Source organism: Hanstruepera marina (genome assembly GCF_019880635.1).
Lineage (GTDB): Bacteria > Bacteroidota > Bacteroidia > Flavobacteriales > Flavobacteriaceae > Hanstruepera > Hanstruepera marina.
Genome location: NZ_JAINVX010000007.1, coordinates 1 through 24,288, shown reverse-complemented (window position 1 = coordinate 24,288; position 24,288 = coordinate 1). Strand labels below are relative to the sequence as shown.

Below are 24,288 nucleotides of genomic sequence, written 5' to 3'. Positions count from 1 at the left end.
AATGATACGAAAAGTATTAGCCATATCACTTATATGCTGTTTTATTCAGCTTTCCAACGCTCAAGAGAGCGATGGCGTGGTGGCTTTTGACTTACCTATTCGTAATTCATTAACCTATAATCAATATACAATAAACCCAACGTTTAGCTTTGTAAGACAACAATATAAATATGTGAGCATAACTAATAAAAGAGAATGGGTGTCTTTTGACAATGCACCACTCACCTATTTAGCAAGTTATTCGGGTCGATTTAGAGAAAATATAGGAATTGGTGTTGGGCTATTCCAACAAAACTATGGTGTGCTTACAACATTTGGCGGTATTTTGAATTTTGCATATAATGCTCAACTTAATACAGACAGTAATTTAACTTTTGGTTTAAATGTAGGTGCTTACAGTAGCGGTGTTAACGATGGAAAAGTAGTAACCAATACTCCAGATCCGTCTTTACAAAATATTCCGTCTAATTTCCTATTAAGTGTTAGCCCAGGTATTAACTATGGAATGGCATTTGTCGATATTGGAGTATCAATAAACAATGCCGTTTTATACAATTTCAATGCATCTGAATTGATTAAAGACAATTCCCAACGTGGAATACAAGCGCATTTAATGTATACAGGTTATATGTATAACAATAGCTTTTTAGATGAAAGTAAATTCACTGGATTGATTAAAGCGGAATTTAAAGAAGATAATACCATTGTTTCTGGTACTGCTATGCTAACTATTCCACTAGGAATTTGGGCACAAGTCGGTTACAATACATTCTATGGTTTTCACGGAGGCGTAGGTCTTAATATTACAAAACAAATTGCTGTTGAGTATAATTATGAAAAAGCAACTGGAGACATAAACAGCTTTGGCTCGTCTCACGAACTGACTTTAGCCTATAAGTTTGACAATAAACAGCGCTATAGCTATAGTCGTGAAGATCAAGTAGGCTCTCTAATTCAGCCAACAAAAAAGAAAAATACAGCCAAACCAGTTAACGAAAAAGCTGAAGCAAACAGAAGAGCAAATGCTCTTGCTAAAGCTGAAACTGAAGAACAAACACGTTTAGCTGCGGAAGCAAAAGCTCAAGCAGAAGCTGAAGAACAAGCACGTTTGGCTGCGGAAACACAAGCTCAAGCTGAAGCCGAAGAACAAGCACGTTTGGCTGCGGAAGCTCAAGCTAAAGCGGAAGCTGAAGAACAAGTGCGTTTAGCTGCGGAAGCACAAGCTCAAGCAGAAGCCGAAGAACAAGCACGTTTGGCTGCGGAAGCACAAGCTCAAGCAGAAGCTGAAGATCAAGCACGTTTGGCTGCGGAAGCACAAGCTCAAGCAGAAGCTGAAGAACAAGCACGTTTGGCTGCGGAAGCACAAGCTCAAGCAGAAGCTGAAGAACAAGCACGTTTAGCTGCAGAAGCACAAGCTCAAGCGGAAGCTGAAGAACAAGCACGTTTGGCTGCGGAAGCACAAGCTCAAGTAGAAGCCGAAGAACAAGCACGTTTGGCTGCAGAAGCACAAGCTCAAGCGGAAGCTGAAGAACAAGCACGTTTGGCAGCAGAGGCTGAAGCCAATAAGAATGTAATTCCTGAAGCACAAGACCAATTAGGAAAAACCATGAATACCCTTGTAGAGGCTACTGAAGACTCTAAAGAAACTCAAGAGGCCCTATTGATTCGTTTACAAGAAGTTGTTATAAGCAAGGATAAGGATTTAAAAGACCTAAAAGAAGAAAATGATTTAAGTGAGCAAGGTATTTATTTAGAGCCTAAACCATTTAAAAGTATATCTGCAGAAAACAAAAAACTAGCAGCTATCCAAACAGATTTAGATGCAGTAATTGAAGCTAGAAATAAGGAAATTAAAAGACTTGAGGAATTATATAATCAAAGAGAAGAATCAGATACCATTAACCTAGATGAAGTTAGCTTATTCCATAGAAAAAAATTAAAAGAATTAAAAGCGGAACAAGAAGCTGCCATAAAAGCTAAAGCTAATCTTGAAATACAATTAGAAGAAATTAAAATCGCAACAGATTTTGAAAGAAAACGTAGAATTAAACGTGCAGCATATAAAAATCAAGAAGACAGATATGCTCAAGATACCAATACATTAAAGCTAATTAAGGAAAATACACCTATTAGTACAGAAACCAAGACTGAAGATGATTTCGATTTTGGTGAAGCGCGAAGCAATAAAATACAAATTGTGAAAAATGTAGCGAATGAAGAAAATGGATACTATGTTGTATTAGCTGTTCATAGTGATGTTAAGAAACGTGACGAATTTATTACAAATGTAGTGGCATCTGGCGATAAAAATATCAACTTCTTTTACGATGTAAATACAAGTAAATATTACATATATCAAGATAAGTTTGATAGCATTCAATCTGCCAACAATGCCTTAGACTCTAATAATAAACCATATAAAAGTAAAATGTCAATTGTAAAAATTGAGAATTAATAAAAATGTATCCTTTTGTGTATTGCCCCATATAAAAGAGGAGAAATAAATATAAGTGTCATGAAAAAACCTACTTATTTTAAAAATAGTTTAGCTATACTAATCTTCTTGATTGGCTTCACTGGTTTTACTCAAACATACCAACCCTGGTCTGTAAGAGGAAATGTAGAAGTAAAAGGAAGCATGCTTGTTATTGGTAATAATATTCTTGGTCAAGATAATTTACCATGTAATGACAACAGTATTGATAATGATGATGTTACAATGCAGTATATTGATATTGATAGTGATGCCTCCACATTCAGTTCAAGTAGTGCCGATCTTGTTTTTCAACCTCATGAAGATGGCACACCTACAACGTGTTATTCTGTGGCATATGCAGCATTATATTGGGGCGCTGTTCTACAAGATGGTGATCGTTCAAATATCACAAACATTAAATTTAAAACGCCTGAAAGTAGTACATATACAGATATTAATGGAACACTTATTTATGACGCTATTGTAAACCCAATTATTTCTGAAGACGGTGAACCGGGCAATACACCTTACGCATGTTATGCAGAAGTTACAGATATGCTAAATGCGTTAACCAATGTTGAGGGAACATATTCTGTAGCTAATGTTGTGTCTAGTGTCGGAACTAATTTTTCTACAGGGCTTTCAGCAGGATGGACATTATTTGTTATATATGAAGATCCTGATTTGCATACAAAATCATTTACAACATTTGATGGGTTTAGCCATATTTATGACGACCATTACGAAGAAGTTCCAGTAACAGGATTTACAACACCTCCTGCTGGACATATCGACTTACAATTTGCTTACGCTACTTTAGATGGTGATAAAACAAAAAGAGCAACAAAATTAGAAATTAACAATAAAGAGGTAACAACTCCTTTTAGATCTGCAAATAAATTCTTTGGATCGGTAATTGAAAATTACAATGGAATTGCACATCCTAGAAATCCGTTTGGAACAAATACTTTAGGTTATGACACGGGTATGTTGGAAATATTTAACTCAGAACCTGAATATATTGTAAACGGTGCAACTGATGCTTCATTTACTCTTCAAGTTGCACGTGGACAAGCTGACCCTATTTTTGCTTTCTTTAGTGCTTTTGCAGTTGATGTTATTTCACCAGAAGTTACTTTGGTCAAAACTGTTCAAGACGAATTTGGAAACGATATTAACGGAGATGACGTAATATTAGGTCAAAACATATTTTACGAAATAAGTTACCAAAATACAGGTAATGAAGATATTACTAATTTTACCATAACTGATATACTACCGGATAATATAGTATTCGATCCAGCAACTATTGACTATACAAATTCAGGAGGTGCTACCCTACTTTCATACGATCCTATTACAAGAACCGTTGTTTTCAGTATTCCAGATGATTCTGTAGAATATGGAGACCCTGTTTTTGTTATACGTATCCCAGTACAGATTGTTCCTAATTGCTACGATTTAAGTCAAGCATGCTCAAATGAAATATTAAATCAAGCCTTTGGAACTTATACAGGGGCATTAAGTGGAATTACAGTTGAAGATCAAGCAAGTTATGTTGAACTCGAATGCTTTATAGATCCACAACCTACAAATTTTTTAGTAGATATCTCTAGTTGCAACTTTGAACGTGAAGAAATACTTTGTGGCGATAGTGTTACAATTACAGCTGCTGATGGTTACGATAGCTACTCTTGGTCCACCAGTCCAACAGGAACACCAGTTATAGGCACGGGTCAATCGTATACGGCAACAGAAACTGGAACATATTATGTTACCAATACAGCCTCTGCAACTTGTATATCTATTCAAGAAGTAATAACCGTTTCTTTATATGGTACAACACAAACAAACCCAGTTATACCTTTTGCGGATGTTGTTTCTATTTGCCCAAATGATGGTAAAGAACTTCCTAAAATATTTTTATGTGGTGCAAATGATGTCAGAGATATAATAACCGGAATTAGCGATGCCACTTCAATTATTTGGGAACAATTAGACGAGTCAAGCTGTCCTCCTATCGGAATTGATGACTGTGCCAATGAAAATTCGGCCTGCACTTGGAACCAAGTTGGAACCGGACCAAATTATACCGCCAACACATCCGGCCAGTTTAGAATTGTAATTAATTATCCTGGAGGGTGTTTCAGTATATTTTACTTTAATGTATACCAAAACCTTCTTAATCCAACAGCTGTTGCTCAAGATATTATTTGTGATACTCCAGGAAGCATTACAGTAAATGGCGTTCCAAGTGGTTATGAGTACAGTATTGATGGTATTAATTACCAATCCAGCAATGTGTTTACAGTTACATCTCAAGGATATTATTTTATATATATTCAGCAAGTAGGTGTCGATACCAACCCATGTATTTTTGAAACGCCTGCAGTATTTGTAAGGGAGCGTGACTTTACCGTTACGACTAATATTACTCAACCAGATTGTTATGGTGGTTTCGGCAGTATTAGCATTGCGGCCAACGATGCCTTACCACAATATTACTTTAGCATCTATGAAGGAGGTGTTTTAGTAAATAGTGTTGGTCCTGTAATGAATAGTGATCATACATTTTCATCATTAAGCGCTGGTAATTATACTATAAATGTTAGTACCGATGATGGCTGTTTCTACACCGAAGACATCGTGATAGTAGAGCCACCGTTGTTAACGGTCACCGCAGCGGTCACCATACCGCTTACCTGCGACGATGGCCAGATCACCATATACCCAGAGGGAGGCACACCGCCCTACTTCTATTTCATTAACAGCACCACCGATTTCCAGACCGACCCGGAAGTCGTCGTGACAGGCCCAGGCGTCTACGACATCACCGTTGTAGACACCAACAACTGTAGTGCCAGCACCACGATAACCGTTGACCAGATCCCAGAGCCCGAGTTCACCGTCGATGCCACCAATATCGATTGTGCCGGGTCCAACAACGGGACCATTACCGTTAACGTTACCAATGCCAATGGCAACAGCCTGGAGTTCAGTATCGATGGCGGCACGACGTTTACCAGTTCCAATGTTTTCACCGGATTGGCTCCAGGTACTTACGATGTCGTGGTACAGTATTCCATTGGCACTTCCGTTTGTCTGACAGACCCACAGCCCATAACCATTACAACGGCTACGGCCATTTCCGGTACGGCTACATTAAGCGCCGACTATACCTGTAATTCCGGTGGCAGTATTACCGTAACCGGCGTAACAGGGGGAACACCGCCTTACGCCTATAGCATTGACGGTGTCACCTTTCAGGTCAGTGATACCTTTACGGGACTGACAGCGGGTACCTATACCATTACCATACTGGACGCCAACAGCTGTACGGCCATAACCAACACCATTACCATAGATCCCTTGGATCCTCCTACGGATTTAACGTTCAGCAACACACCGTTAAGCTGTCCATCAAATACCACTACCATTACCATTACGGGAACCACGGGCGGTGCCGGTGTACTGGAATACCAGATCATCGCTCCTGCATCGGCAGCCACTCCGTACCAAACGTCCAATACCTTTTCTGGTTTAGGCCCAGATACCTACACCTTTCAGGTTCGTGATGAAAACGATTGTGTGTATTCAGAATCCTATACCATAGAGCCTTTGCCTGTGCTTTCCCTGAACACGATCCTGACCGAAGATTTGGACTGTACCGCAACGCCTGATGCCGTAATTACGGGAACGTTCTCTGGTGGCGTGGCTCCCTTTACATTTGCCGTTTCCATCGATGGGGCGCCCTATGTCAATTTAGGGGCTACCGGTTCGCCTTTTACATATGCAACAACAACTCCCGGAACCTATCAGTTCCAGGTTACCGATGCCAATAACTGTACCGCTGAATCGGGCGTACATACCATAAATCCTATCGTGCCCCCAGCTTTGAGTACCGTAGTACAGACACAGCCTATCCTATGTAACGGTGATGCCAATGGCGCCATTGATATTACCATTGATGATACCGTTGGAACGCCGCCTTTTACAATTAATGTAAATAACGATACAACTGGCACTAATTACGGAACACAGACTTCTGGCCTTCCGGCCGGCACCTATACCATTACAATCACTGATGCCAAATCCTGTACTGCTACAGAAACCATCGTCATTGCTGAACCGGACCCTATTGTCGTTGACTACCATACCGTGGACATCACCTGTACTGCCGGTGGTGTGTCACAAGGTTCAATCATCATTGACAGTGTGACCGGTGGTACCGCTCCCTACAACTATTTTGTTACGGGAACCAATGGTTATAATAACTCTGAACTGAATGCCACGGGATCCACATCGGTTAGTTTTGATGTGGTTGATTTTGGACTGTACCAAATCAACGTCATCGATGCCAATGGTTGTTCGGTCCTTATCCAAGATGTACTGGTGGCCTCACCCCCTACAGATCTGGATATTAACATATCAACGTCAGTAAACTGTGCAACCGGTGGTACCGCTATTGTAAGTATTGGTACGACCTTAAGTAGCAGTGGACCGTTTTTCTTCAGTATCTACCAAGGCCCTATATCGGTTTATCCCAATCCGCCTGGATCATGGGTACCGGAAGATAGTCCTGGAAGTGAATCGGCTACATTTACTGGCTTGACCCCTGGGGTGTCCTATACGTTCATTGTCTATGATGCTTCTACCAACTGTAGTTACTATGAGCCTGCCACTGCACCTATTCCTACCAACTCAACATTAACAGTCGATGCGGTAAGCTCAAATAATATTACATGTACAGGAAGTGCAAACGGAAATGTATCATTTACCGTAAACAGCATCTATGGTGTTGGCACAACTGTCAGCTATGAGATATTCGATTCGTTGACACTGGCTTCTACCGGTGTTACCGGAACCGGAAACGTACCTGCCGGTGGCTCACTATCCGTAACCAATTTGGGACCATTGCCGTTTGGAAACTACTATGTCCTAATTACTGAAACTTCTGGGCCAAATGCTGGCTGTGGTGTTGTAACTGCACCTTTCAACATTACCGAGTCGGCCATTCCTTTAAGCTTAACGGTAAACATTGACCAAAATGCCAATTGTAACCCCAATTCGGGAATCATAAGTGCCATTGGTCACGATGGTACGCCTCCGTACCTATATCAGGTGACCACCACTCCTGGATCGCCTGCTGCAACGGACCCTTCATGGGCTTCTGCAAGCACCTTTAACCTGGATGCCGGAAACTATTATGTCCATGTGGTTGATGCCTATGGCTGTGTGGTGTCCAGTCCCGTGGTAGTATTGCCTATGGATCCCGCTCCTGTTGTTGCTGCTGCAGTTAACAACCCATGTTTGACCGTGGATGGCAATTTCGAGATTGATGTAACTTTAACATCTACAGGAATCGCTCCTTATAGCTTTAGTATTAATGGTGGTGCCTTTCAAACCATGACAGCGCCTTTTACCATTTCAAACTTATTTTCTGGAACACATACCATTGAGGTTAATGATGCCAATGGCTGTGGTAACTCAGTGTCCGTTACCATTGAACCTATTCTGGGCATAACGCCAAGCGTAACGGCCTTGCCAACTTGTAACGACAACGATGGTGAAATTACCGTTACTGGAAATGGGGGCTCTGGAAACTATGCCTATACCATCAGCCCAAACCCTGCTTCCATAAGCTTGGCCGGCAATGTATTCTCGGGCGTGCCTTCCGGATTGTACACCATAACTATTACCGATACGGTTACTGGATGTACCGAAGATGTAAGTGTGTCCTTGGCTCCTGCCACGCCTCCTACCTTTACCCTAACTCCTACTGCCCTGACCTGTTTTGGGGATAATACAGGTTCGTTTGAGTTATTTGTCAATGGGTATTCTGGAACTTATACCTACGAAGTTTTTGATAACTTTGGTACATCGGTAACTGGTCCCGTTGCGGCCAATACAACAACAAACCCTATAGTGGTAACCGGCCTAACTTCCGGAAGCTACTCGGTAACCCTAACGGAAACACAAACGCCTTTTTGTTCTACAAATGGAACGTTTGTCATTGCATCGCCTTCCGAAGCTCTGGACGTTGTTGCCAACGAAACTTCAAATGTTAGTTGCGACAACAATATAGGGACCATTACGGCTATCGCTTCTGGTGGCTGGGGACAGTACGAATATGAATTGACCGGTGCCGCTACCGTAGCTTACTCGCCTAACGGAACTTTTACGGATTTATCGGCTGGAACTTATACCGTTAACGTTAGGGATGCCTCTGGATGTATAGCCTCTGATACGGTAACATTAACGGAGCCCAATCCTATTGCGGCTACATTTACACCCAACACCACATTGTTATCGTGCTTTGGGGATCAAAATGCTACCATAACCGTAACCAATGTTACCGGTGGACAGGGAGCTAACTATACCTATACCTTAAATACCATATTGCCTACACCGAGTACGTCCGGTCCTCAAACATCAAATGTGTTTAGTGATTTAGGGGCAGGAACCTATTCGGTTACAATCAACGATGGCTACAATTGTACGGCGACCTCGGTCGATATCGTGATTGCACAGCCTACTATCATACAAGCTAATTTGGTTGTACAAACTACACAAACTTGTCTAAACCAAACAACATTAACATTAAGTGCCACAGGTGGAACAGGTCCTTATACTTATAGTGATGACAGTTCGTTCGCTACAGTTTTGGGTTCATTTACATCATCAACAACTTTCCCTGTTCCTGTGGGCACTTATTCTTTTTACGTTAGGGATGCCAATGGCTGTATCACTAATGTTTCCAATGAAATAACAATAGATCCATTACCTACCTTGGACATAATTTTGGATTCCGTAAATCCTACCATAAACTGTGCTGGAGATAATACCGGATCGATTACGGCTACGGCACAGGGCGGCCTGGGCAATTATGTTTACACTTTACAAGATACTGCTGGAAATACGATTCCAGCTACCCAAAACAGTCCTGGAGTGTTTACCGGACTGGTTGCGGGCACTTACGTTGTCTATGTGGAAAGTGGCGATTGCAACGCTACTTCGGCCACCATCGCAATAACCGAACCGTCCACTGTGCTCGATGCCACGTTCAACGTTACCAATGTAACCTGTAGTGGCACCAACAACGGAGTGCTCGAGATTATTGCATCTGGGGGTACGGGTATTATTAAATACGCCATATCGCCGCAGTTGGACCAGTTCTTTGATACCAATATTTTTGAAAACCTGGCGCCTGGCAATTACGATGTAATCGTTCAGGATGAACTGGGCTGTTATATCATACATAATTTTGATGTCATCGAACCGGCTCCTGTTATCTTGGGCATCGTGGCCAATTCCATTGTCCCTGAAGTCTGCGATGGTGACCTCAATGCCGAGTTCAGTATTGATATCTCTGGAGGTACTCTACCGTACAGCGTGAGCCTGGATAGTTATGACGGACCATATTCCACTGGTGCTCCGAACCAAACACAGTTTGATTTTTCTGGATTAAGCGGTGGTGACCATACCGTATTTGTTAGGGACGGTCAGGGCTGTGAATCCGAATGGAACATCTCCCTGCCGGAGTCTGTTGCCATTGAACCAACGGTGGTTGTTGAGTACAACTGTCTGAACAACATGCCAGGTAATACCGTGACCGTATTGGTGGGCGATGGCCTGAACCCGGATGACCTGGATTACTCCCTAAATGGAGGGCCTTACCAAATGAGCAACGTCTTTACTGATGTTCCTGCTGGAACTGACCACTTTATCGATGTTAGACATACCAATGGTTGTGTACAGTCTACAGAATTTTTTACCATTGAGGCTGTCGAACCGTTAACGCTGGTCTTAAATGAAGGTGATATAAACGAATTTATAGCTGTGGCTACAGGTGGTACCGGTGATTATGAGTTTACACTCAATGGAGAAAACCAGGGTGGCAACAATACATTTGTCATTTCTGAAACCGGAACCTATGTCGTGGTCGTGACCGATAGCAGTGGGTGTACTGCAACAGCCTCTATTTTCTTGGAGTACGTGGATATCTGTATCCCCAACTACTTTACCCCAAATGGGGATGGCGTGGCGGACACTTGGGCTCCTGGTTGTGTGACGGGATATCCTAACCTACAGTTCTCCATCTTTGACCGTTATGGACGTAAAATCGTAACGCTGAATGTAGGCGAAAAATGGGACGGTAAATACGGTGGAAAGGAATTGCCTACAGGAGATTACTGGTACGTCGTGAACCTGAACAGCTCAAACGATAATCGCGATTTTGTCGGAAACTTTACGCTTTATAGATAATGCCGGAGGACTAAACTTAACTAAAACTGATGTCATGAAAAAATTAATCATATATATCCTGCTTATTACCACTGGTTACGGATTTGCGCAAGAGCTGAACCTGCCGGTGTGGACACAATACCTGGCCGACAACAACTTTGTCCTCTCACCTACCTTTGCCGGTATTGGGGACAATGTCAGGATCAGGATCAATGGCCTTACCCAATGGGTCGGTATCAAGGATGCACCGGACAACCAATCACTCTACGTCGACGGTAGGATATCTAACCGGTCTGGGGCCGGACTGTCGCTCTATAACGACAGGAACGGAAATACCCGACAACAGGGCATCAAGGCATCGTTCTCGCACCACATTATTCTGGATTATACGTCAAGACAGTACCTCTCTTTTGGTATTTCTTACAACTTGAACAGTTTTAGGGTGGATGTCGAAAACTTTGAGCCTACTTACGATATCCCGATTATAGACCCCAATATCGACGGGGACCGTGCCATATCAAACAACAACTTTGACCTGGGCGTGCTCTACAGGAACAAGGGATTCTACTTCAGTTTCAATGTCAACAATATACTGGACAAGGAAATTGACAACTTTACGGGTATTGAACCAAACCTGCTGCGCAACTACCAGATTTATACGGGCTACATCATGCAGAGCAAGTCAAACAAGCGCGTGGAGTTCGAACCATCCGTGTTCTACCAACTATTCAGCAGTGACAACAGATCCAGTACTGACCTGAATTTTAAATACAGAAAGTACAACAGGAACGAGGACTATTACTGGATCGGCGTGTCGTACAGGTTCCTGAACGACCAGTTCTTCAACCCCCTGAACATTGGGCCCATGGCAGGTATCATGAAGTCTAAGTTCTACTTTGCCTACTCGTACCAGATTACAATTAACGACCTGGCAGGATACAACTCCGGTACGCACATGATCACTATTGGGTTCGACTTCCTACAAGGTATCAGCGACTGCCCGTGTACGGAAGGTAGATATCATTAAAATAAATATAATAAGAATATAAAATAATTTAAAACCGTGTTATGTAGTACAAATGTCTTGAAAATATAAATTTGCTATTTTTCTATTTTATGGATCCTACAGAAACAAATAATTCTCTAGAACCATGAAAAAACCTACTTTTTCAAAAATTGCTTTAATAGCGACGTTTTTTATCGTTTACTTACAATCGTTTGCACAAAACTATGTTCCCTTTACGCCAAGGTTCAATGATGACTTGAGAGGAGATATAGTTTTAATTGGTAATAACATTTTAGGACCAGATAATAATGCATTCAACGATAACAACACCTACAACCACAATGTCGATATGCAGTATATTGATATTGATGGTGATGCTAGTACTTTTAGTTCTTCAAGTTCAGATTTAGAAATTCCAAATCCAAATTGCTACAAAATTAGATACGCCGGATTATATTGGGGAGCCGTAACAAATGGTAATGAACCTATTACTGAAGTTAAATTCAAAGGACCAACTGGAGGGTATAATGACATTACAGGTACAATTATTTATGAAGCAAATGGAACTGCAACAGGAAGTAGTTATCCCTATTCATGCTATGCTGATGTTACATCAATTGTAACAAATTTAGGAACCGATTTAGGAACATACACTGTTGCAAACGTATCCAGTGCATTAGGTGAAACAGCAACATTTAACCCTTATAATGGTACCGGATTTTCTGCTGGGTGGTCATTATTTATTGTTTATGAAGATCCTACGCTACCAGGAAAGTCCATAACAAGCTTTGATGGTTTTAGTGCCATAAGTAGCTCTGTAAATGTTGAAATTCCAGTTTCAGGCTTTAGAACGGTACCTGCTCCTGCACCAGTTAGAGCAAATTTTGCATTCGCAACTTTAGAAGGAGACAAACCCATACAAAACGACAGGTTGGTACTTAACAATGTTCCTTTGTCAGCAGCAGATAGACCTGCTAATAACTTTTTTAATAGTTCAGTTACACGATTAGATGCTACTCCTGTTACGAATAGAAATCCAAATAGTACAAACACACTTGGTTTTGACACTGGTGTTATGGTAGTACCCAATCCAGGGAATACAGTAATTGCCAACGATGCTACTTCCGCTATTGTGAGATTGGAAAGTGATCAGGATGTTTACTTTCAATATTTCTTCGCATTTGCTGTAGATATTATTGAACCCAATATTGTGCTTACAAAAATAGTTGAAGACGATGCTGGTAACAACATTGGCGGCCAAGGAATTGGACTTGGACAACCTCTAAACTATGTTATTGGCTTTCAAAATACAGGAAATGATAACGCTACAAATTTTCAAATTAGGGATATATTACCTATCAATATAATATTCAATTACCCAACGGATTTAGTTTTGCCTCCAGGAGTAACCGTAACAAGTTACAACCCCATTACTAGAGAAATTATTTTTAATATCGAGAATTATTTAGTTGAAGAAAATGATCCTGTTTATGAAATTAGAATTGAAGCTATGACAGTAGAAAACTGTAATCAATTAGCCGATTCTTGTTCAAATATTATTTTGAATCAAGCTTTTGCAACTTATAATGGATATTACAACCCTAATTATCAAATAACTGACGACCCTAGTTACGACAGCAATACTGGTTGTTTAATTACGCCTCAAGCCACAAATTTTTTAATAAATATTGATTGTGATTTCTCTGAAGATATTACGCTTTGTGGCGATAGTGTTACAATTACAGCTGCTAATGGTTACGATAGCTACTCTTGGTCCACCAGCCCAACGGGAACACCAGTTATAGGCACGGGTCAATCGTATGCGGCAACTGCTACAGGAACATATTATTCTTTTAATAACGCAATAGCTCCTTGTCAATCAATAGTACAACAATATAATGTTTCGTTTTTCGGAGGAAACAACTTAACAAATCCAGTTATACCCTTTGCAGATGAAGTTGTTACCTGCCCAAACGACGGGAAATTATTACCAAACATATTCTTATGTGGTATAAACGATTTTAGGGATATTACTACTAATATAGTTGGAGCTTCTTCAATCATTTGGGAACAATTGGACGAGTCAAGCTGTGCTCCTGTTACAGACCCAGATTGTGCCAATGAAAATTCTGCCTGCACCTGGAACCAAGTTGGAACCGGGCCAAATTATACCGCCAACACATCTGGACAGTTTAGAATAACTATAAATTTTGAAGGCGGATGTTTTGCACAATTTTACTTTAACGTTTATCAAAATGTACTAAATCCAACTGTTATAGCAACAGATATTATATGTACAACACCAGGAAGTATTACAGTAAATGGTGTTCCAAGTGGTTATGAGTACAGTATTGATGGTATTAATTACCAATCCAGCAATGTGTTTTCAGTTACAACTCCTGGCACATATACGGTATATATAAGACAAGTTGGTGTTTCAACAAATCCTTGCATATTTACAGTTCCTGATGTTCAAATTAGAGAACGTGACTTTACTACTTCAATATTAATTACTCAACCTCTTTGCTATGGAGATAAAGGCTCTATTCATTTAGCAGCAAATGATGTAGACCCACAGTATTTCTTTGCGCTTTATATAGGTGCTACTTTGGTAAATAGCGTCGGACCAATTATGGAAAATAATTACACCTTCGCAAACCTTAATCCAGGAACTTACACCGTAATAATCGAAACTGAATATGGTTGCTATCATTCCGAAGACATCGTGATAGTAGAGCCACCGTTGTTAACGGTCACCGCAGCGGTCACCATACCGCTTACCTGCGACGATGGCCAGATCACCATATACCCAGAGGGAGGCACACCGCCCTACTTCTATTTCATTAACAGCACCACCGATTTCCAGACCGACCCGGAAGTCGTCGTGACAGGCCCAGGCGTCTACGACATCACCGTTGTAGACACCAACAACTGTAGTGCCAGCACCACGATAACCGTTGACCAGATCCCAGAGCCCGAGTTCACCGTCGATGCCACCAATATCGATTGTGCCGGGTCCAACAACGGGACCATTACCGTTAACGTTACCAATGCCAATGGCAACAGCCTGGAGTTCAGTATCGATGGCGGCACGACGTTTACCAGTTCCAATGTTTTCACCGGATTGGCTCCAGGTACTTACGATGTCGTGGTACAGTATTCCATTGGCACTTCCGTTTGTCTGACAGACCCACAGCCCATAACCATTACAACGGCTACGGCCATTTCCGGTACGGCTACATTAAGCGCCGACTATACCTGTAATTCCGGTGGCAGTATTACCGTAACCGGCGTAACAGGGGGAACACCGCCTTACGCCTATAGCATTGACGGTGTCACCTTTCAGGTCAGTGATACCTTTACGGGACTGACAGCGGGTACCTATACCATTACCATACTGGACGCCAACAGCTGTACGGCCATAACCAACACCATTACCATAGATCCCTTGGATCCTCCTACGGATTTAACGTTCAGCAACACACCGTTAAGCTGTCCATCAAATACCACTACCATTACCATTACGGGAACCACGGGCGGTGCCGGTGTACTGGAATACCAGATCATCGCTCCTGCATCGGCAGCCACTCCGTACCAAACGTCCAATACCTTTTCTGGTTTAGGCCCAGATACCTACACCTTTCAGGTTCGTGATGAAAACGATTGTGTGTATTCAGAATCCTATACCATAGAGCCTTTGCCTGTGCTTTCCCTGAACACGATCCTGACCGAAGATTTGGACTGTACCGCAACGCCTGATGCCGTAATTACGGGAACGTTCTCTGGTGGCGTGGCTCCCTTTACATTTGCCGTTTCCATCGATGGGGCGCCCTATGTCAATTTAGGGGCTACCGGTTCGCCTTTTACATATGCAACAACAACTCCCGGAACCTATCAGTTCCAGGTTACCGATGCCAATAACTGTACCGCTGAATCGGGCGTACATACCATAAATCCTATCGTGCCCCCAGCTTTGAGTACCGTAGTACAGACACAGCCTATCCTATGTAACGGTGATGCCAATGGCGCCATTGATATTACCATTGATGATACCGTTGGAACGCCGCCTTTTACAATTAATGTAAATAACGATACAACTGGCACTAATTACGGAACACAGACTTCTGGCCTTCCGGCCGGCACCTATACCATTACAATCACTGATGCCAAATCCTGTACTGCTACAGAAACCATCGTCATTGCTGAACCGGACCCTATTGTCGTTGACTACCATACCGTGGACATCACCTGTACTGCCGGTGGTGTGTCACAAGGTTCAATCATCATTGACAGTGTGACCGGTGGTACCGCTCCCTACAACTATTTTGTTACGGGAACCAATGGTTATAATAACTCTGAACTGAATGCCACGGGATCCACATCGGTTAGTTTTGATGTGGTTGATTTTGGACTGTACCAAATCAACGTCATCGATGCCAATGGTTGTTCGGTCCTTATCCAAGATGTACTGGTGGCCTCACCCCCTACAGATCTGGATATTAACATATCAACGTCAGTAAACTGTGCAACCGGTGGTACCGCTATTGTAAGTATTGGTACGACCTTAAGTAGCAGTGGACCGTTTTTCTTCAGTATCTACCAAGGCCCTATATCGGTTTATCCCAATCCGCCTGGATCATGGGTACCGGAAGATAGTCCTGGAAGTGAATCGGCTACATTTACTGGCTTGACCCCTGGGGTGTCCTATACGTTCATTGTCTATGATGCTTCTACCAACTGTAGTTACTATGAGCCTGCCACTGCACCTATTCCTACCAACTCAACATTAACAGTCGATGCGGTAAGCTCAAATAATATTACATGTACAGGAAGTGCAAACGGAAATGTATCATTTACCGTAAACAGCATCTATGGTGTTGGCACAACTGTCAGCTATGAGATATTCGATTCGTTGACACTGGCTTCTACCGGTGTTACCGGAACCGGAAACGTACCTGCCGGTGGCTCACTATCCGTAACCAATTTGGGACCATTGCCGTTTGGAAACTACTATGTCCTAATTACTGAAACTTCTGGGCCAAATGCTGGCTGTGGTGTTGTAACTGCACCTTTCAACATTACCGAGTCGGCCATTCCTTTAAGCTTAACGGTAAACATTGACCAAAATGCCAATTGTAACCCCAATTCGGGAATCATAAGTGCCATTGGTCACGATGGTACGCCTCCGTACCTATATCAGGTGACCACCACTCCTGGATCGCCTGCTGCAACGGACCCTTCATGGGCTTCTGCAAGCACCTTTAACCTGGATGCCGGAAACTATTATGTCCATGTGGTTGATGCCTATGGCTGTGTGGTGTCCAGTCCCGTGGTAGTATTGCCTATGGATCCCGCTCCTGTTGTTGCTGCTGCAGTTAACAACCCATGTTTGACCGTGGATGGCAATTTCGAGATTGATGTAACTTTAACATCTACAGGAATCGCTCCTTATAGCTTTAGTATTAATGGTGGTGCCTTTCAAACCATGACAGCGCCTTTTACCATTTCAAACTTATTTTCTGGAACACATACCATTGAGGTTAATGATGCCAATGGCTGTGGTAACTCAGTGTCCGTTACCATTGAACCTATTCTGGGCATAACGCCAAGCGTAACGGCCTTGCCAACTTGTAACGACAACGATGGTGAAATTACCGTTACTGGAAATGGGGGCTCTGGAAACTATGCCTATACCATCAGCCCAAACCCTGCTTCCATAAGCTTGGCCGGCAATGTATTCTCGGGCGTGCCTTCCGGATTGTACACCATAACTATTACCGATACGGTTACTGGATGTACCGAAGATGTAAGTGTGTCCTTGGCTCCTGCCACGCCTCCTACCTTTACCCTAACTCCTACTGCCCTGACCTGTTTTGGGGATAATACAGGTTCGTTTGAGTTATTTGTCAATGGGTATTCTGGAACTTATACCTACGAAGTTTTTGATAACTTTGGTACATCGGTAACTGGTCCCGTTGCGGCCAATACAACAACAAACCCTATAGTGGTAACCGGCCTAACTTCCGGAAGCTACTCGGTAACCCTAACGGAAACACAAACGCCTTTTTGTTCTACAAATGGAACGTTTGTCATTGCATCGCCTTCCGAAGCTCTGGACGTTGTTGCCAACGAAACTTCAAATGTTAGTTGCGACAACAATATAGGGACCATTACGGCTATCGCTTCTGGTGGCTGGGGACAGTACGAATATGAATTGACCGGTGCCGCTACCGTAGCTTACTCGCCTAACGGAACTTTTACGGATTTATCGGCTGGAACTTATACCGTTAACGTTAGGGATGCCTCTGGATGTATAGCCTCTGATACGGTAACATTAACGGAGCCCAATCCTATTGCGGCTACATTTACACCCAACACCACATTGTTATCGTGCTTTGGGGATCAAAATGCTACCATAACCGTAACCAATGTTACCGGTGGACAGGGAGCTAACTATACCTATACCTTAAATACCATATTGCCTACACCGAGTACGTCCGGTCCTCAAACATCAAATGTGTTTAGTGATTTAGGGGCAGGAACCTATTCGGTTACAATCAACGATGGCTACAATTGTACGGCGACCTCGGTCGATATCGTGATTGCACAGCCTACTATCATACAAGCTAATTTGGTTGTACAAACTACACAAACTTGTCTAAACCAAACAACATTAACATTAAGTGCCACAGGTGGAACAGGTCCTTATACTTATAGTGATGACAGTTCGTTCGCTACAGTTTTGGGTTCATTTACATCATCAACAACTTTCCCTGTTCCTGTGGGCACTTATTCTTTTTACGTTAGGGATGCCAATGGCTGTATCACTAATGTTTCCAATGAAATAACAATAGATCCATTACCTACCTTGGACATAATTTTGGATTCCGTAAATCCTACCATAAACTGTGCTGGAGATAATACCGGATCGATTACGGCTACGGCACAGGGCGGCCTGGGCAATTATGTTTACACTTTACAAGATACTGCTGGAAATACGATTCCAGCTACCCAAAACAGTCCTGGAGTGTTTACCGGACTGGTTGCGGGCACTTACGTTGTCTATGTGGAAAGTGGCGATTGCAACGCTACTTCGGCCACCATCGCAATAACCGAACCGTCCACTGTGCTCGATGCCACGTTCAACGTTACCAATGTAACCTGTAGTGGCACCAACAACGGAGTGCTCGAGATTATTGCATCTGGGGGTACGGGTATTATTAAATACGCCATATCGCCGCAGTTGGACCAGTTCTTTGATACCAATATTTTTGAAAACCTGGCGCCTGGCAATTACGATGTAATCGTTCAGGATGAACTGGGCTGTTATATCATACATAATTTTGATGTCATCGAACCGGCTCCTGTTATCTTGGGCATCGTGGCCAATTCCATTGTCCCTGAAGTCTGCGATGGTGACCTCAATGCCGAGTTCAGTATTGATATCTCTGGAGGTACTCTACCGTACAGCGTGAGCCTGGATAGTTATGACGGACCATATTCCACTGGTGCTCCGAACCAAACACAGTTTGATTTTTCTGGATTAAGCGGTGGTGACCATACCGTATTTGTTAGGGACGGTCAGGGCTGTGAATCCGAATGGAACATCTCCCTGCCGGAGTCTGTTGCCATTGAACCAACGGTGGTTGTTGAGTACAACTGTCTGAACAACATGCCAGGTAATACCGTGACCGTATTGGTGGGCGATGGCCTGAACCCGGATGACCTGGATTACTCCCTAAATGGAGGGCCTTACCAAATGAGCAACGTCTTTACTGATGTTCCTGCTGGAACTGACCACTTTATCGATGTTAGACATACCAATGGTTGTGTACAGTCTACAGAATTTTTTACCATTGAGGCTGTCGAACCGTTAACGCTGGTCTTAAATGAAGGTGATATAAACGAATTTATAGCTGTGGCTACAGGTGGTACCGGTGATTATGAGTTTACACTCAATGGAGAAAACCAGGGTGGCAACAATACATTTGTCATTTCTGAAACCGGAACCTATGTCGTGGTCGTGACCGATAGCAGTGGGTGTACTGCAACAGCCTCTATTTTCTTGGAGTACGTGGATATCTGTATCCCCAACTACTTTACCCCAAATGGGGATGGCGTGGCGGACACTTGGGCTCCTGGTTGTGTGACGGGATATCCTAACCTACAGTTCTCCATCTTTGACCGTTATGGACGTAAAATCGTAACGCTGAATGTAGGCGAAAAATGGGACGGTAAATACGGTGGAAAGGAATTGCCTACAGGAGATTACTGGTACGTCGTGAACCTGAACAGCTCAAACGATAATCGCGATTTTGTCGGAAACTTTACGCTTTATAGATAATGCCGGAGGACTAAACTTAACTAAAACTGATGTCATGAAAAAATTAATCATATATATCCTGCTTATTACCACTGGTTACGGATTTGCGCAAGAGCTGAACCTGCCGGTGTGGACACAATACCTGGCCGACAACAACTTTGTCCTCTCACCTACCTTTGCCGGTATTGGGGACAATGTCAGGATCAGGATCAATGGCCTTACCCAATGGGTCGGTATCAAGGATGCACCGGACAACCAATCACTCTACGTCGACGGTAGGATATCTAACCGGTCTGGGGCCGGACTGTCGCTCTATAACGACAGGAACGGAAATACCCGACAACAGGGCATCAAGGCATCGTTCTCGCACCACATTATTCTGGATTATACGTCAAGACAGTACCTCTCTTTTGGTATTTCTTACAACTTGAACAGTTTTAGGGTGGATGTCGAAAACTTTGAGCCTACTTACGATATCCCGATTATAGACCCCAATATCGACGGGGACCGTGCCATATCAAACAACAACTTTGACCTGGGCGTGCTCTACAGGAACAAGGGATTCTACTTCAGTTTCAATGTCAACAATATACTGGACAAGGAAATTGACAACTTTACGGGTATTGAACCAAACCTGCTGCGCAACTACCAGATTTATACGGGCTACATCATGCAGAGCAAGTCAAACAAGCGCGTGGAGTTCGAACCATCCGTGTTCTACCAACTATTCAGCAGTGACAACAGATCCAGTACTGACCTGAATTTTAAATACAGAAAGTACAACAGGAACGAGGACTATTACTGGATCGGCGTGTCGTACAGGTTCCTGAACGACCAGTTCTTCAACCCCCTGAACATTGGGCCCATGGCAGGTATCATGAAGTCTAAGTTCTACTTTGCCTACTCGTACCAGATTACAATTAACGACCTGGCAGGATACAACTCCGGTACGCACATGATCACTATTGGGTTCGACTTCCTACAAGGTATCAGCGACTGCCCGTGTACTGAAGGTAGATATCATTAAAATTATGATTTTAATTCTTTAGGAAACAGATGCAACTTTGTAGTTGCATTTTTAATGTTTTGCCATTGATTTGTATCAAATTGAAGCCAAACTAAACCAGAAGTAGGTACATTCTCAAAGTATTGACTTCCAAATGTATTAGCAAAATTCGTTATGGCATAATTATGTCCAAAAACCATCAAATTCTTAATCGAATCTTCACAGTTTGTAATTACTCTATTTAAATTTTCGCCTGAAAAATCGTACAAATTGTGAGAGAAATGCATAATTTTTTCATCAAAATTCAAATTACTTTTAAAAATTTCAGCAGTCAATTTAGTTCTAATAGCATCACTAACTATCACTAAATCAATCGTTAAGTTTAACTCATGAAAATGTGATGAAACCAAGCCTGCATCAGTAATTCCACGTGTTTTAAGTGGTCGCTCATGGTCTATAACATCGTATTCCCATGAAGATTTTGCATGTCGTACAAGAATTAAGTTTTTCATAAAAATTCGATTAAATACATTTTTTATCGATAAAGTGTTGATTATATCAGTTAAATAGTTTACATTGCCTCCATAAAATTAACCAAATGCTATTATTTAATCTAAAGAATATGAAAATTAATTTAACCTACATCATATCACTTACCTCCAATGAGTTAACTGATTAACCCATAGAAATTTGTGCTCGTTAAAAATAACAATTTACCGATGAAGTGTTTTGTAAAATCATTTAATCGAATTTATTAGTTATTTGACATTTTTTTTTGATTTGGACTAGATATCGCTATTTATTTGTCTCGTAAGCTATAATCAATTATGACCCCAAATCAAATGAAATATCTTAATCCATTCGCATGGCAACATGCATTTCCCTCTAAAATTTTGATTTGTTATTATATGTTTATTACATGCTTACCATGTTTAAAAAACAAATAATTATAAAATAACTCAACCAATTAGGTTGTTAAAATATCGCTATTAATCAATTAACTAATCCCATATTAAAATAAGGGCTTATGAAAACAAATACGTATTTAATAAATTTTAGAAAGTATTTCTTTTTAATTTTCATTTTTAGTCTCACTAGCGCTTTTTCTCAAGATTTGAGAGACTGTGGCTACAACTGTACTTCTAATGCTTTTTCAATAGAAAGTGTCTTTTTAAGTGCAACAGATGTTCCAGGAACGCCTTTAACGAATACTAGCTGTGAATCTGGTACACCACAACAGGTTTATATGATTGCTGAAATTTCTAGTAACAGAAATTCAGCTGTTTACCACGGTAGGATTTTTGCTGATTTAATGGTTGGAGATTCCTCTATAATGATTAGTGAGTATTTAGGAACGCTACCATCTTCTAATTCTGGTCTTACACAAAGACTCGTTTATGGTCCTTTTAATTGGGTTTGTGGTGAATTACTAACATTAGAAAATGTATTGGTAGTTTGGAAAACGAGTCAAAATAATGGCCCTGGAGAGAATGATCCTTATAATTGTTCAAGTTACAGCTCCTCTCAATGTCAGTTCCCTTCAGACTTAATTGTTTCAACACCTTTAGCCGTACAATATGATTATACGGCTTGTACTGATAATAATGGTATTGCTACTGTTACTTTTGAATCGACAACAATTGGTGGAACACCTCCTTACACATATTCTTGGAATTATGATGGAGGAAATTTCATAGGCGGTACAGCCTCTAGCCCTATTGTAGAATATGATATTAATGGAGGTCCTTATAACCCTACTTTAACCGTTACAGACAGTAATGGGAATGTTAATTTATACCCATATAGTGTAACCTTATCGTTTCCAAGTATATTAATCAATTCTACTTCATTCACTAGTGCGCAATGTGCTAGTAATGATGGAACGGCAACTTTTACAGCTACGGGTGGTACAGCACCGTATACATTTACTGTAAATTCAAACACAACAGGAGGGTCTACTTTTGTAAATGGTCCACCTAGTACTGAATTAGTAGTTATTAATGCAGGTGCTGGTTCTATTTCTGTTACTATTACAGATGCAGCTGGTTGTGAGGCTCAAGAAACCCTTGTTATGGTTGCTGGTGACTCAGAAGCCCCTCAAATCACAGCTCCAGAAAATTATACTATTGAAGGATGTGATACCTCTGCAATAACAAGTTTACCATATAGCGAAACACCAGTTACCATTACACTAACAGAATTGCAAAATGCCCTAGATGGAGGTGGTAATGCTAGTGACGATGTATCAATTAATGAAATTACATATCAAGATATTAGTTCAGGTACTTGTGTAATAACTGTTACCAGAACTTTCACAATAACTGATGATTGTGGTAAAACAAATTCAGACACACAAACTATAATCATTCAAGATACTACAGAACCTGTTACACCTAGTGCGCCTGCAGATACCTCTTACGAGTGTATTGCGGATGTACCTGCTCCGGGTGACTTAACAGCTAACGATAACTGTGCTGGTGATATTACAGTTACCGGTTCTGATTCTACAGATAGTTCGGATCCTTGTAACATTATTATCACACGTACGTGGACGTTTACCGATGCTTGTAACAACTCAAGCTCTGTATTTCAGACTATTACCGTGGCCGATACCATTGCGCCTGTGGCTCCTAGTACGCCTGCAGATACCTCTTACGAGTGTATCGCGGATGTGCCTGCTCCGGGTGACCTGACTGCTAACGATAACTGTGCTGGTGATATTACAGTTACCGGTTCTGATTCTACAGATAGTTCGGATCCTTGTAACATTATTATCACACGTACTTGGACGTTTACCGATGCTTGTAACAACTCAAGTTCTGTATCTCAGACTATTACGGTGGCCGATACCATTGCGCCTGTGGCTCCTAGTGCGCCTGCAGATACCTCTTACGAGTGTATTGCTGATGTGCCTGCTCCGGGTGACTTGACAGCTAACGATAACTGTGCTGGTGATATTACAGTTACCGGTTCTGATTCTACAGATAGTTCGGATCCTTGTAACATTATTATTACACGTACTTGGACGTTTACCGATGCTTGTAACAACTCAAGCTCTGTATCACAGACTATTACGGTGGCTGATACCATTGCACCTGTGGCTCCTAGTGCGCCTGCAGATACCTCTTACGAGTGTATCGCGGATGTGCCTGCTCCGGGTGACTTGACAGCTAACGATAACTGTGCTGGTGATATTACAGTTACCGGTTCTGATTCTACAGATAGTTCGGATC

The 24,288-nt window shown here is 41.9% G+C and carries 7 protein-coding genes; 6 read left to right on the top strand and 1 reads right to left on the bottom strand.

Translation table 11 applies throughout. From position 1 onward, the window contains the following. Position 1: 1 nt before the first annotated feature. From K7G76_RS15125 to K7G76_RS15105, 5 genes are all read left to right on the top strand, one after another. A complete protein-coding gene (locus tag K7G76_RS15125; protein ID WP_223035054.1) occupies positions 2-2,455 on the top strand; it encodes a PorP/SprF family type IX secretion system membrane protein in 2,454 nt (817 codons plus the stop codon). A gap of 60 nt (positions 2,456-2,515) precedes the next feature. Further along, positions 2,516-10,741, top strand: a complete 8,226-nt coding sequence (locus tag K7G76_RS15120; protein ID WP_223035053.1) for a T9SS type B sorting domain-containing protein — start codon at positions 2,516-2,518, stop codon at positions 10,739-10,741. Positions 10,742-10,775: 34 nt separating this feature from the next. Beyond that, a complete protein-coding gene (locus tag K7G76_RS15115; RefSeq protein WP_223035051.1) occupies positions 10,776-11,747 on the top strand; it encodes a PorP/SprF family type IX secretion system membrane protein in 972 nt (323 codons plus the stop codon). Positions 11,748-11,871: 124 nt separating this feature from the next. After that, the gene (locus tag K7G76_RS15110; protein WP_223035052.1) at positions 11,872-20,070 is read left to right on the top strand and encodes a T9SS type B sorting domain-containing protein; all 8,199 of its coding nucleotides are present in this window, start codon (positions 11,872-11,874) and stop codon (positions 20,068-20,070) included. Between the two features lie 34 nt (positions 20,071-20,104). Then, the gene (locus K7G76_RS15105) at positions 20,105-21,076 is read left to right on the top strand and encodes a PorP/SprF family type IX secretion system membrane protein (protein ID WP_223035051.1); all 972 of its coding nucleotides are present in this window, start codon (positions 20,105-20,107) and stop codon (positions 21,074-21,076) included. A 2-nt stretch (positions 21,077-21,078) separates the two neighbouring features. On the opposite strand, the gene K7G76_RS15100 is transcribed toward K7G76_RS15105, so the two are convergent. Next, complete coding sequence (locus tag K7G76_RS15100) at positions 21,079-21,567, bottom strand: SixA phosphatase family protein (protein WP_223035050.1); 489 nt, start codon at positions 21,565-21,567, stop codon at positions 21,079-21,081. Between the two features lie 515 nt (positions 21,568-22,082). Here K7G76_RS15100 and K7G76_RS15095 point away from each other — a divergent pair. Beyond that, on the top strand, positions 22,083-24,288 hold a 2,206-nt coding region (locus tag K7G76_RS15095; RefSeq protein ID WP_223035049.1), incomplete at its 3' end, for a PKD domain-containing protein.

Coding starts and splice junctions, on each gene's coding strand:
- K7G76_RS15125 (WP_223035054.1), top strand. CDS start 2: ATGATACGAAAAGTATTAGCCATATCACTTATATGCTGTTTTATTCAG.
- K7G76_RS15100 (WP_223035050.1), bottom strand. CDS start 21,567: ATGAAAAACTTAATTCTTGTACGACATGCAAAATCTTCATGGGAATAC.
- K7G76_RS15110 (WP_223035052.1), top strand. CDS start 11,872: ATGAAAAAACCTACTTTTTCAAAAATTGCTTTAATAGCGACGTTTTTT.
- K7G76_RS15115 (WP_223035051.1), top strand. CDS start 10,776: ATGAAAAAATTAATCATATATATCCTGCTTATTACCACTGGTTACGGA.
- K7G76_RS15120 (WP_223035053.1), top strand. CDS start 2,516: ATGAAAAAACCTACTTATTTTAAAAATAGTTTAGCTATACTAATCTTC.
- K7G76_RS15105 (WP_223035051.1), top strand. CDS start 20,105: ATGAAAAAATTAATCATATATATCCTGCTTATTACCACTGGTTACGGA.